This window comes from Streptomyces sp. NPDC020747, assembly GCF_044334695.1.
Lineage (GTDB): Bacteria > Actinomycetota > Actinomycetes > Streptomycetales > Streptomycetaceae > Streptomyces.
The window spans coordinates 1-12,302 of sequence record NZ_JBIRTJ010000040.1; the positions used below are offsets into that span (position 1 = coordinate 1).

Consider the following 12,302-nt stretch of genomic DNA (forward strand, 5'->3'; position numbering starts at 1 on the left):
CGGCCACCGCTCCTCCAGCGATCGGATCGGACGTCACCGCACATCCAACCGCCACGACCGCCGACCCGGCGAACCAACGCGGCCACAGCACTAGCGCCGCCGGAGAGCAGGTCGGTCAGGCCGATCACCGCGACGATCAGCACCACCACGGTGTCGAGCAGCCAGGGATGCCGCTGGTCCAGCTGCTTGAGGCGGCGCCGGCCCAGCAGCCAGTCCAGCAGGGGATGTCCCCAGCCGCCCTCGGGTCCAGGGGACGGCGAGGGGGCCGTTCCCTGGACCCGGTCCGCGGCCGGGGCCTCGCGGTACGGACTCATGGGTCCGATCGTCTCCACTTCCTGCTCAGGCGTCGGTCCGCTTCAGCCGGAAGGCCGCAGCGGCGAGTGCGAGGGCCACCCAGCCCGCGAAGACCACGAACCCGCCACCGGGCGAGAGGGAATCGGCCGACCGGTGCAGGGAGAACATGGCCTCTCCCGCCGTGCTGGGGAAGTACGGCTGGAGCGCGTCGGCCATCGAGTCGGGCAGCAGCGAGGTCAGATTGGGCAAGATCATCAGGATGCCGAGCAGGGAGGAGATACCCCCGGCAGGAGAGCGCAGTAACGCCCCCAGAGCCACACCGAACACCGCCACGAGAGCCATGTATACCCCGAAACCGAGCAGGCTGCGCAGCACACCCTCGTCCCCCAGCGACAGGGAGATCCGCTCGCCGTCCAGGCCGATCGTGCCCAGCGCGAACGCCACCAGCGCGCCGATCGCGGTGAGGACCAGCACCAGCAGCGCCACCACGGCACTCTTGGAGAACAGCACCGGCAGCCGCCTGGGGACCGCGGTGAGCGTGGAGCGGATCATGCCCGTGCTGTACTCGCCCGCGAACAGCAGCACTCCCAGCGAGCCCACGACCAGCGACACCAACGGCGAGCCCATCAGGGCCAGACTGACCGCGTCGGTGGAGCCGTCGGACATGGACGGACCGGAGTCCGATCCCGTGGGGGGACTGTAGGTGGAGGCCGCGATCACCCCGAAGAGAAGCAGCACGACCAGGGAGGCGGCCAGGGCGATCCAACTGGAGCGCAACGACCAGAACTTGAGCCACTCCGAGCGCAGTACCCCACGGGTCGTCACCTTGCGCACCGACGTCGCGGGGGCGGGTGCCACGGAGAGAGAAGTGGTGGTCATCATGCCGCCTTTCGGTCGGTACCGGCGTTGTCGGCGGGTCCGCTGTGGTACTCCACGGCGTCGCGGGTGAGGTCCATGAAGGCCGTCTCCAGGGAGGCGGCCTGCGGGGTCAGCTCGTACAGCGGCACACCGTGCGAGAGGGCGATCGTTCCGATCTCCCGGGCGGTGCGCCCGGCGACCACCAACTCCGTGGCGGAGTCGGAGGTAATCGCCACGTCCGGGCCCGCCAGCAGCGGGCGCAGCCGCTCCGCCTGGTCGGTGACGACCTTCACGCCACCCCCGCCGGCCGTCTGTGTGAAGTCGGCCAGCGTGGTGTCCGCGAGCAGCCGTCCGCGGCCGACGACGATCAAGTGGTCGGCGATCAGCGCCATCTCGGTCATCAGATGCGAGGAGAGCATGACCGCCCGGCCCTCGTCGGCGAGCCCGCGAAGGAGGTTGCGCACCCACAGCACGCCCTCCGGATCCAGGCCGTTGACCGGTTCGTCCAGCATGACGATCCCCGGATCGCCCAGGAGCGCCGCGGCGATGCCGAGCCGCTGCCCCATGCCGAGCGAGAAGGCACCCACCCGCTTGCCGGCCACGCTGGTCAGCCCGGCCAGCTCGACCACCTCGTCCACCCGGCGGCGCGAAATTCCGTGCGTGTGTGCCAGCGCCATCAGACGGCCGCGCGCACTGCGTCCCGGGTGGACGGACTTGGCGTCCAGCAGAGTGCCGATCTCGTGCAGCGGCGCCGGGTGCTGGGCGTAGGCGCGCCCGTTGACAGTGACGGAGCCCGCGGTCGGGGTGTCGAGACCGACGATCATGCGCATGGTCGTCGACTTGCCCGCACCGTTGGGCCCCAGGAATCCGGTCACCTCACCGGCTTTGGCGGTGAAGCTCAGACGGTCCACGGCCGTCTTGTCACCGTACCGCTTGGTCAGCTCCCGCGCTTCGATCATCGAGGTCACCCTTCCTTCTCTTCGATACCGGCCACGGATGGGTCGTGGCCTCTGTTTTCGAAGCTACGGGCGGGCAGGACGGAATCACTGGGACCCCGGGCGACTCTTCGGGGGCCCGGTGGTACTGCGGTACCAGTGGGCCGCGCAGTCACGTCCGACGGGGGTGTCCGCGGCGACGGCGGTGCGTCGTCGGCTGGGAAGCCGGAGGGAGAGGGGCATGCGGGACTGCCGGGCCGCGAGACCGCGACGGGCGCGGGAGCGGCGCGCGGGGCGAACCCGGCGGCGTGCAGGTCGCGGGCGAGTGTGATCATGCCGGTCACCGCCAGGGCGGCGCAGACCAGTGCCGCCCCGGCGGCCTGCGCCGTCAGCGCGGGGGCCTCCCCCAGGAGTGCGACACCGATCAAGACGGCGACCATCGGATCGGTGATGGTGACGGTCGCCGTGGTGGTTTCCGGCGGGCCGTCGGCGTAGGCGCGCTGCAGCAGCCCGACCCCGGTGAGGACTGCCGCGACGAGACCGGCGAGCGTGCCGAGCAGGCCGGGGGTCAGGCCGGACTCGCTGTAGTGCTCGATCGCGGCCCGGCCGAGAACCGACGCGTAGCCGTAGGCGGCGCCCGCGCCCACACTCAGCACCAGGCAGCGGCCCCGACCGCCGAGCGCCTTTCCTGCCGTCCGGCAGGTGAGCGCTACGGCCCCGACCGCCACCCCGGCCTGGATCTGCGCGGCGGTGGTGATCGGGGTGAGCACGGTGTGCGCGGCGGCAGTCACAGCGAATGCGCCGACCCCGACCACGATCGCCGCCAGGGCGCCGACCGTGCGCAGGCCCGGCCGTCCGCCCCGCAGCCTGAGCCTCCAGAGCACGCTCGCCGCGATCCCCAGCACCCCGGCCGGCTGCACCACCGTCACCGGCGCCAGCTGCAACGCGGTGACCTGCAGCCCCGCCCCTGCGGCGATCAGCCCGAGGCCGGCCAGCCAGCGGGGCTCCCGGCACGCGGCGGCGAGCGACAGCCGCCCCACGCATGTGCTGTGCTGCAGCCGCGCCCCTTCGGCGAAGAGCCAGGAGTTCAGCACCGCCAGCATGATCGCGAGCCAGGTCATGTGCGACCGCCCTCCTGTGTGGGACGCCTGGTGCGGGACGTGGCCCCGTAGGGCAAGGGGTCGCGTACGGGCGCGATGTACGGGACACCCGCCGGACGACCGGGACGCCGAGGGCGTACGCCCGGGTCCACACGCCGCCCCGGAGGGAGGTTCGCCCGGGCGCGGCGCGTGGAGTCGGCAGCGCCTGATCGACGTACGGCGCCGATCAGTGGGATCCACCGGTCAGGACGCGGTCCGCCCCCCGCCCGCAGGCGCCCCGTCCTCCGGCGCTTCGAGCGTCACCTTGGGCAGCAGGCGGTCGAGCCAGGCGGGCAACCACCAGGCCCACTTGCCGAACAGCTGCATGATGGCCGGGACCATCAGGCACCGGATGACCAGCGCGTCAAGGAGGATCGCCACGGCGAGACCCAGGCCGAACTCCTGGAGCATCCGGTCGGCGCTCAGCATGAAGGCGCCGAACACAAAGATCATGATGGCTCCGGCCGCCGTGATCACCTTGCCGGTGGAGGCAAGCCCCTCCCGTACCGCGAGCGAGTGGTCCTTCGTACGTTCCCACTCCTCGTGCATCCGCGAGACGAGGAACACCTCGTAGTCCATGGAGAGCCCGAACACGATTGCGAAGATCAGCACGGGCAGGAACGCCTCGATCGGACCCGGCTGCACTCCGAACAGGCCGTTCTGGAACACCAGCGTCATCGCGCCGAGCGCGGCGGCGATCGAGATCAGGTTCAGCAGGGCCGCCTTGAGCGGGATCAGGATGGACCGGAAGACCAGCATGAGCAGCAGGGACGACAGTCCGACCACCACCGCTATGAAGAGCGGCATCCGCTCGGAGACGGTCTCCGAGAAGTCCTGGGAGGCCGCGACGGCGCCGCCGACCAGGACCGTGGCGCCGGTGTCCCGCTCCAGTTCCGGGGCCACGTCCTCGCGCAGATGGTGTACGAGGTCGGCGGTGCCCTCGGACTGCGGTGACGTCTCGGGATAGACGATCACGGTGGACAGGGCGCCGTCCTCGGAAGGCATCGCGGGACTTGCCGCCTCGACGCCCTCGGTCTTGGCCAGCGCGGACGACACAGCCTTGCCGGCTGCCTCGTCTCCTTGGGCCAGGACGATCAGCGGTCCGTTGAAGCCCGGGCCGAAGCCTTCGGCGAGCAGGTCGTACGCCTTCCTGGAGGTCGTCGGCGCCGGGTCGTTGCCCGCGTCGGCGAAGCCGAGCCGCATGCCGAGCGCCGGCGCGGACAGCACGAGGAGGGCGATGGTGGCGACCATGAGGGACGGCAGCGGACGGCGCTGGACCGCCGAGGCGAGCGCCCGCCAGCGGCGTCCTTCGGACTTGCCCTTGGCAGCCGACTTGCCCGCGTGCTTGAGCACATGGCGCTGGATGCGCTTGCCGAAGATCGCAAGGAGTGCGGGCAGCAGGATCAGCGAGGCGGCCATGGTGGTCAGCACGGTCAGCGCCAGGGCGAGGGCCACTCCCTGCAGCGAGCCGAGACCGAGGGCGACCAGGCCGAGCAGCGCGATGATGACCGTACAGCCGGCGAAGAAGACCGTACGTCCTGCGGCGTCCAGGGCCTTGCGGCCGGCGGTGGCCGGGTCGGCGCCGTCGGTGAGTTCCTGCCGGTAGCGGTAGAAGATCAGCAGCGCGTAGTCGATGCCGACGCCGAGCCCGACGAGCATCGTGATGGGCGGGGTGAAGTCGGCGACGGTGAAGACGTGCGAGGCGAGGACGATGAGGCCGAGGGCGGAGCCGACCGCGAAGAGAGCGGTGATCAGCGGCACGGCGGCGGCCACCAGCGAGCCGAAGAGCAGTCCGAGGATGACCAGGGCGGCGACGATGCCGGCGAGTTCCGCGGTCGGGCTTCCCTTGTCCTCGGCGCCGCGCACGGCCTCGCCGCCGAGCTCGACCTGGAGATCGCCCGACTCGACGTCCTGGGCGGTCTCAATGATCTTGGCGACCTTCTCCTTGGGCACCTCCTCGGCCTTGCCGTCGAGCGTCACCGTGGCGTAGCCGATCGTGCCGTCCTTGGACACGGCCGAGGCATCGGTGTACGGGCTGCGCACCTCTGCGACGCCCGGCAGCTGCTCGACCTGGGCGAGCATCTTCTCCACAGCGGCCTTGGGCCGGTCGATGCCGCGGGAGTCCTTGAGGACGATGTCGACGCTGTCCCCGGCCTGGTCGGAACCGTGCTTCGTGAACAGGTCGGTGGCCGTCTGCGAGTCGGTGCCCGGCAGCGCGAAGTTGTTCTTGTACGCGGAGCCGGCGGCCGTCGAGCCCAAAGTGACCACCACCAGGACGGCCACCCAGATCAGCACGGCGGCCCAACGGTGACGCTGGGCCCAGTCGGCCAGGGCGCCGAACCGGCCGACGCGTGCTTCGACCCGTCGGCCTGGCGGTGCGGGCGGGGCAGGGGGCACGTGTGCGCCGCGGGTGGGAGACATGGTGACTACCTCTGATTCCAGCGTGAGTTGCCAGGCATGACGAACGCGCCCACCACAGCGCCGCACAGGGCGGGTACGCCGATCGCCGGGATGGCGAACACGCCGTCGATCTCCAAGGCCAGGGCCCCGGCAGCCGACACCAGCAGAATTCCGGCGGCAGCTCCGACGAGCGCGCCGACAAGCGCGGTCGTGACCCGTCCGGGAGAGGGAGGTGCGTTCATGCCCTGATCGTGCGCGCCCGACCGGGTCGAAATCGTCAGTCCCGGGACGACACTGGGCGTACCTCGGGAGATGTATGCGACGCGGTACCCCGGAGGTACGGCGGCGTCCACGGGCAGCTGGTCGACCGGGTCGGACCAGGCCCTTGATGGTGCACGCGGGGCGAGGTCGAAATCGTCAGTCCCGGGACGACATGGGGCACACCTCAGTGGATGTACGTAGAGCTGCGCCCCGGGGTAGTACGGCACCCTCCAGGCCCACGGTCGGACAGGTGAGGGCCGGGCCTGCCTAGTCCTCCAGCCAGCCGGGGCTGACGAGGCCGGACTCGTACGCCAGCACCACGAGCTGCGACCTGTCCCGTGCACCCAACTTCGTCAGAACCCGGCTGACGTGCGTCTTCGCCGTCGACATTTGCAGCACCAGCCGCTCGGCGATCTCGTCGTTCGTAAGCCCCGCAGCCACCAGCTGCATGACCTCGCGCTCCCGGTCGGTGAGCACATTGAGCCGATGGTCCGGCTGAGGACTCTTGACCCGGCTCGCGAATTCGGCGATGAGCCGCCGGGTCACCGACGGGCTGATCAGGGCATCGCCCCGTGCGGCGACCCGCACCGCGTGCAGCAGTTGCTCCGGCTCGGTGTCCTTCACCAGGAAGCCGGTCGCCCCGGCGCGCAGCGCCCCGTACACGTAGTCGTCGAGATCGAAGGTCGTCAGGATGACCACCTTCACCGCCGCCAGCTGCTCGTCCTCCGTGATGGCCAGGGTGGCGTCCAGACCATCCGTCCCCGGCATCCGGATGTCCATCAACACCACGTCCGGCTTCAGCTCGCGGCAGGCCGAGACCGCGGCTTGCCCGTCGGAAGCCTCGCCCACCACCTCGATGTCGTCCTCGTCCTCCAGGACCGACCGGAACCCTGCCCGGACCAGCCAGTGGTCATCCACCAGCAAGACCCTGATCATCGGCTGCTCCACTCCGTCGGCTGTCCTGTGGTCCCGTACGGTAGCCGGGCCCGCACCGCGAATCCGCCTTCCGGCCGTGGGCCCGCGACCAGTTCGCCCCCCAATGCCCGCGCCCGCTCCGTCATGCCGACAATGCCGCTGCCGCCCGACCTGGCCGGGCGGGCTGCCGCGCCCCGGCCGTCATCCTCGACGGTCACCGTCAGATCCCGGTCCCCGTAGGCAATCCGGATCGTGACGCGTCCGGCACCACTGTGCCGGGCGGCGTTGGTGAGCGACTCCTGCACGATCCGGTACGCGGCCAGGTCAACCGGGGCGGGCAATGCGCGCTCACCCCCGGTCCGTTCGATCCGCACCGCGAGCCCCGCGAGCTTTGCCGAGGCCACCAGCGCATCCGCCCGGGCCAGACCCGGCACGGGTGCCCTGGGCGCATCCTCGTCGACCCGGCGAAGCACGTCGAGGGTGGCCCGCAGCTCCTGCAAGGTCTCCCGGCTACCCACCTTGATGGCGCTCAGGGCCGCCTCAGCCTGCGCAGGGTCCTTCTTCAGCCGGTGCAGCGCCGCGCCCGACTGCACGTTGATCATCGAAATGTTGTGCCCGATCACATCGTGCAACTCGCGGGCGATGCGCAGCCGTTCCTCGGTGGCCCTCAGCCGCGCCTCCTCCTCGGCGTACGCCACCCGGCCGTGACGCACACTGCCGAGCGCCACGACAGCGACCAGCCATCCGGTGAGCATGAATACCGCCGTACCCGTGACATCGCTCTCGGACATGAGGGCGCCCACGCCGACGCCGATCACCATCGCCGCCGCCATGGCGATGGCCGCCTGCATTCGTCCCTGGGACGCGATGACGTACAACACCACGATCGGAACCAGGACCAACGGCCCGTCGACGGCACTCAGCACGTAGTAGAGCCCGGTGGCCAGCACCGTGAACCAGCCCACCGCCACCGGAGCACGGCGCCGGAACAACAGCGCGCCGCACACCGCGACGATCAGCAGCCAGGACACGATCACCGAGAACATCGAGCCCTCGCCGCTGCGCAGCCGCTGCCCCTCGGCGATCGCCACCAACACGAACGTCCCGAAAGCCAGTGCGGCGTCAGCACGGGCGCCACGAGGCAGCTGGAAGCGAGTCCGGGTGAGAGGCGGCACGAGTCCATTCTGCCCGTGATGCCGATCTGAACCGTTCCGGGCAGTCCGGTGGGACAGCCGGCCTGGCACTGCACGACCCAGCACAGGCGTCCTCATCCCATCCCAGCACGATCCCAGCACGGGAAAACACCAGGAGCCCGACCCCGAAGAGTCAGACCCCTCCTGCATCACATAGTCCTTGCCCTCCATGCGGGCCTTGCCCTTGGTGCGGGCCGCGCAGCGTGCCTGACCGGGTCGGCGCTGAGGGTGAGTTGTGGCACTCAGACGTCTGGCCCGCAGGGGCTCCATCCCTTGAGATGGGGCTTGAGTTCCTCCGGCGTCGGATCGTGCGGAGTCGGCATCTGCGGAAGCCGACTCAAGGGGTCGATTGCCCGCACGTAGCCACGCCAGCCAGCGCCGAGCTGCGGCCAAACGGTTCCTCCGGAATACCGCGCGGAACTGTGAGACAGCCTTCCAGAGCATCGCAGTACTCGCCCAGCGCGGCTGCCTCTCGCCAGCGCCTGGCCTCGTCACGGAGAGCCTCGGCGAGTTGGTCTTGAACAGCTCGCTCCTTGGCCTCCTCCGCGGCCGCCCGCCTACGGACCTCGCGCTCGGCCCGGGCCTGCTCCTCGTTCGCCCTGCCGGGCATCCTCCGGCGCGCTTGTTTCGATCTCCCCGAGAATAACGCCCAAGGCTTCCTCCAGCACCCGACACTGACGGTCCCGCCAACGACCCGGCCGACTGGGCCGGTCGTGGTCCAGTTCGACCACAAGACGCTCCGGATTCATGGATTGCGGGAACTCCTGTCGGATGGTGATGGCGTGTGCGAAGCCGTCCACGACGACGTCCACTCCGCCCTCACCCCGCGAGTAGGACGACCGGCTCGCCCTCACTTCGTACCCTCGCCGAGCCGCTTCGGAGGCCAGCGCCTACAACATCAATAGCGATCGGCGCCGGAGTATGGGCAGCATCACCAGCCCTTCGTCATCGTCTCAGAAAGCAGCCACCGCGGGATTGGAGAGACCCCAGTCGCGTGGGCACTGGGATCGTCGGCCCATCGTCGGTCGGCCTCCATGAATTGGGATGCGGGCCGTCGGCGAGGTACATCTCCGGACCGCGTGCACCGAAGCGAACCTTCGCGACGCGTTTGCCCTCTGGCTCGAGACCAGCTGTTCTGCCATACGTACGGTCGGGGCAGTCACAGCTGTCCAGGTCCGGGAAGTGTTCCAGCGGCGGCAGGTCAGTGGCAGGTCGGCGACCCGCCCGTCTTGGTCGTCGTCGATGCCGGCTATGACGTGACCCGCCTGGCTTTCCTACTCGCGGACCTGCCGATGGAACTGCTGGGCCGCATGCGTTCGGACCGCGTCCTGTACTCCCGCCCCCGCCGCAGACCGCGGGAAAGCGCGGGCGCCAGCCCAAGCGCGGGGCAGAGTTCAAGTTCGAGGATCACGGCACCCAGCCTGTCCCGGCCATCACCACGGTGACCGACACCACCCACTACGGGAAGGCCGTCGCCACCGCCTGGGACCGTCTGCACCCGCTGTCGGTCCGGCGCTCGGCCTGGGCCGACTACCCCGAAGGACCGCTGCCCGTCATCGAAGGCACCGTCATCCGTCTTCAGGTCGACCACCTCCGCGGAGACCGCAACCCCAGACCGGTCTGGCTGTGGTGGTCGGCCACCGCCGCTACTGCCGGGGATGTGGACCTGCTCTGGCAGGCATTCCTGCGCCGATTCGATCTGGAACACACCTTCAGAATGATGAAGCAGACGTTGGGCTGGACCGTTCCCAAACTCCGCGAGCCAGCCGCCGCCGACCGTTGGACCTGGCTGGTCATTTGCGCCCACACCCAACTCCGCCTCGCCCGGCCCCTCGCCGAAGACCTCCGCAGACCCTGGGAACGGCCCGCACGCCAAGGGCGCCTCACACCGGCACGCGTCCGTCGAGGATTTCGCCTCCTCCACGGGAAAACCCCTCAACCGGCCAGCGCACCGAAAACGAGCATCGCAGGCCCTGTCCGGCCAACCGGCATGAGGAACAAGCACCGTGCACGTGAGCACCCCGTCGGAAAACAGAGCAAACCGAGCCTCGCGGCAGCCGTCACGCACAGCAATGCTGCATAAACGTCATGCTTAGCGTATTTCCGCTGGTGGCAAGGGGGTTGAGCGAGTTCTCGGGCTGCTGCAGGTGGCGGGGCCGGTCTTGGCGATGAGTCCGTTTACGGACCATCTATCGAGCTGTCGGTACATCGTGCCGAGGGTGACGTCGCCGAGGTGGCGGGCGAGGTCGCGGGTGTGCCACTGGCGGTCGGGTTCTGCGTGAAGGAGGTCCAGGACGCGCTGTCTGCGCCGGTCGGCGGCCGGTGTGTGCCGATCGTCGTGCGAGACGGTGGGCAGGTCGGGATCGGGTTCGAGGATGGTGACGTCGAGGTCGGTGACCAGGCGGCTTGCGTCGGGGCGACCGTCGTCTTGGCGTTCGGCGTACCGGGAGACCGGTGACCTGACTTTTCGGGTGCTGATGCGGGGGTGCCGGTGCGGGAGGAGCCCGGCCAGGACCCGGTTGCCGATGACGCCCGTGGTGCGGTTGCCCAGGGTGCCGGGCTTGATGACGTCGGTGGCCTGGACCACGAGGTCGCGGGCGGTCTGGACGGCTATGGTGAAGCCGCAGCGGTCCGGGTACGGTGCCCGGCCGGGACTCGGCGGCCTCCACCATCACCGTCCGAAGTGCCTGGTAGAGGGCGAGTAGGGCCCACATCTCCGGCTCGACCCCGACCGGGTCGCCTGAACGCAGGACCCGGCCGTCTGTAATGGTGTGACGCAGGGCAAAATACGCCGACTCGTGCTCCCAGCGCTGGTGGTAAAGGGCAACGAGGGCCGGGGCGGGGTACCGACGAGCATCGGTCAGCGTCGTGACCAGCCGGTAGGAGTTGGTGAACGAGCAGTCGTCATAGGCCGCGGTGATCTGCGCTTCCACGACGCGTACCGGGACGGTGCCGATGACCGAGAGGTAGGAGCCATCGGTGAGTCAACTCAGGACCGGGGTGCGTCGGTTGGCACGCAGCCGGCCCAGGAAACTGGCTCCGGTGTCGTGCACGGCGGCGAGGAAGGCGTTGGCATCGAAACCCTTGTCCCACAGGACCAGCATGCCGGGGCCCAGGTGGTGCAGGAGCCTGCGAGCGTAGGAGGTCTCCCCGTCGCTGGGAGTGCCGAACACGGCGCCGATCAGAGCACGGGTACCGGTCTCCACCAGGGTCATCAGTTCCAACATCGGATACCCGCCACGGCTGCCGGGTCCGAACCACTCCACGTTGCGCTCGGTATCAGGGAGCTTGATCGAGGTGCAGCCGTCGAAGGAGACCATCCGGAACGGCCCGAACCGCACTCCGGGAGTCACCGGCTGGGCGAGCGGGCCGGCCAGGGTCTCGAACACGCGCTTCATCGGTTCTGCACCGAGCCGTCTGCGCAGGTCACGTAAGGCTTTCGCAGTTGGCTCCGCGACCTCGATCCCGACGCCCGCAAGGGCTGCGGTCAGCTTGTGCCAGACCAGCCGGTAGCCGACCTCCGGGAACAGGCACATCGCGAGAAGGAAGTAGACATCTTGAAGCCCTGAGAGCCGGGCCCGTCCCGTATTTCAGAGGGACACCCGCGCTGTTCTGCCAGCGGCAGAACACCGGCCGGACCGGGCTCGACGATCACTACAGTCCGGTCTCATGACGACGATTACGACGCGTACGGTCGAGTACCCGGCCGACGGTTTGACGATGATCGGGCACCTCGCGCTCCCGGCCGGTGTCGACCGCCGGCCCGCGGCGCTGCTCGGACCAGAGGGCATGGGGCTCAGCGACGTCGAGCGCCGGCGGGCCGATGCTCTCGCCGAGCTGGGATATGTAGCGCTGGCCTTCGACCTTCACGGCGGGCGCTATTTGGGTGACCCCGAGGAGATGCTGGCCCGTTGCCTGCCGCTGCTCGCTGATCCCGACCGGATGCGGGGGATCGGCCATGCGGCGCTCGATGTGTTGCGCACCGAGCCGCGGACCGACCCCGACCGGATCGCCGCCGTCGGCTACGGCACCGGGGGCGCCGTCGGGCTGGAACTCGGGCGTGAAGGCGTCAACCTGCGCGCGATCGGGACGGTCAACGCACTGACCACGGGCCGACCGGGCGAGGCGGCGCGCATTCGCTGCCCGGTGTGGGCCGGGGTCGGGTCGGAAGACCCGATCATGCCGCCCGCGCAACGGAACGCGTTCACCGCTGAGATGCAGGCCGCGGGCGTCGACTGGCGCCTCTCGGTCTACGGCGGCGCCTTGCACGCCTTCCACCACCCGCCGGTCGACCACCCCACGGTCCC

Annotated in this window: 10 protein-coding genes and 3 pseudogenes; 2 read left to right on the plus strand and 11 right to left on the minus strand. The window is 69.8% G+C overall.

The window, feature by feature from the left end:
- The 8 genes and pseudogenes from ACH4YP_RS47645 to ACH4YP_RS47680 form a co-directional block, all read right to left on the minus strand.
- A pseudogene (locus ACH4YP_RS47645) lies at positions 1-314 on the minus strand (hypothetical protein); the annotation flags it as partial.
- Between the two features lie 25 nt (positions 315-339).
- Positions 340-1,173 carry an ABC transporter permease gene (locus ACH4YP_RS47650; RefSeq protein ID WP_398497833.1) on the minus strand — a complete coding sequence of 278 codons (834 nt, stop codon included), beginning with the start codon at positions 1,171-1,173 and terminating at the stop codon, positions 340-342.
- On the minus strand, positions 1,173-2,111 hold the full coding sequence (locus ACH4YP_RS47655) for an ABC transporter ATP-binding protein (RefSeq protein ID WP_398497835.1): 939 nt from the start codon (positions 2,109-2,111) through the stop codon (positions 1,173-1,175). The genes ACH4YP_RS47650 and ACH4YP_RS47655 overlap by 1 nt, the downstream gene beginning before the upstream one ends.
- A 5-nt stretch (positions 2,112-2,116) precedes the next feature.
- Positions 2,117-3,208 (minus strand): hypothetical protein, encoded by a 1,092-nt coding sequence (locus ACH4YP_RS47660; protein WP_398497837.1) that lies wholly within the window; start codon positions 3,206-3,208, stop codon positions 2,117-2,119.
- Between the two features lie 222 nt (positions 3,209-3,430).
- On the minus strand, positions 3,431-5,647 hold the full coding sequence (locus tag ACH4YP_RS47665; RefSeq protein ID WP_398497839.1) for an MMPL family transporter: 2,217 nt from the start codon (positions 5,645-5,647) through the stop codon (positions 3,431-3,433).
- 5 nt (positions 5,648-5,652) lie between these two features.
- A complete protein-coding gene (locus ACH4YP_RS47670) occupies positions 5,653-5,868 on the minus strand; it encodes a hypothetical protein (RefSeq protein ID WP_398497841.1) in 216 nt (71 codons plus the stop codon).
- A gap of 286 nt (positions 5,869-6,154) precedes the next feature.
- The gene (locus ACH4YP_RS47675) at positions 6,155-6,823 is read right to left on the minus strand and encodes a response regulator (RefSeq protein WP_398497842.1); all 669 of its coding nucleotides are present in this window, start codon (positions 6,821-6,823) and stop codon (positions 6,155-6,157) included.
- Positions 6,820-7,977: a sensor histidine kinase gene (locus tag ACH4YP_RS47680; RefSeq protein WP_398497844.1), complete on the minus strand. Its 1,158-nt coding sequence runs from the start codon at positions 7,975-7,977 to the stop codon at positions 6,820-6,822. The genes ACH4YP_RS47675 and ACH4YP_RS47680 overlap by 4 nt, the downstream gene beginning before the upstream one ends.
- A 992-nt stretch (positions 7,978-8,969) precedes the next feature.
- On the opposite strand from ACH4YP_RS47680, the pseudogene ACH4YP_RS47685 reads away from it, so the two are divergent.
- A pseudogene (locus tag ACH4YP_RS47685) lies at positions 8,970-10,078 on the plus strand (transposase).
- A 9-nt stretch (positions 10,079-10,087) separates the two neighbouring features.
- Here the strand turns inward: ACH4YP_RS47685 and ACH4YP_RS47690 are convergent.
- From ACH4YP_RS47690 to ACH4YP_RS47700, 3 genes and pseudogenes are all read right to left on the minus strand, one after another.
- Positions 10,088-10,582 (minus strand): hypothetical protein, encoded by a 495-nt coding sequence (locus ACH4YP_RS47690; RefSeq protein ID WP_398497846.1) that lies wholly within the window; start codon positions 10,580-10,582, stop codon positions 10,088-10,090.
- A gap of 397 nt (positions 10,583-10,979) precedes the next feature.
- On the minus strand, positions 10,980-11,393 hold the full coding sequence (locus ACH4YP_RS47695; protein WP_398497850.1) for a transposase: 414 nt from the start codon (positions 11,391-11,393) through the stop codon (positions 10,980-10,982).
- Positions 11,388-11,552: pseudogene (locus ACH4YP_RS47700) on the minus strand (transposase domain-containing protein); the annotation flags it as partial. The gene ACH4YP_RS47695 and the pseudogene ACH4YP_RS47700, both read right to left, overlap by 6 nt.
- Positions 11,553-11,664: 112 nt before the next feature.
- On the opposite strand from ACH4YP_RS47700, the gene ACH4YP_RS47705 reads away from it, so the two are divergent.
- Positions 11,665-12,302, plus strand: a 638-nt coding sequence (locus tag ACH4YP_RS47705; protein ID WP_398497848.1) for a dienelactone hydrolase family protein, incomplete at its 3' end; no start/stop codon positions are given.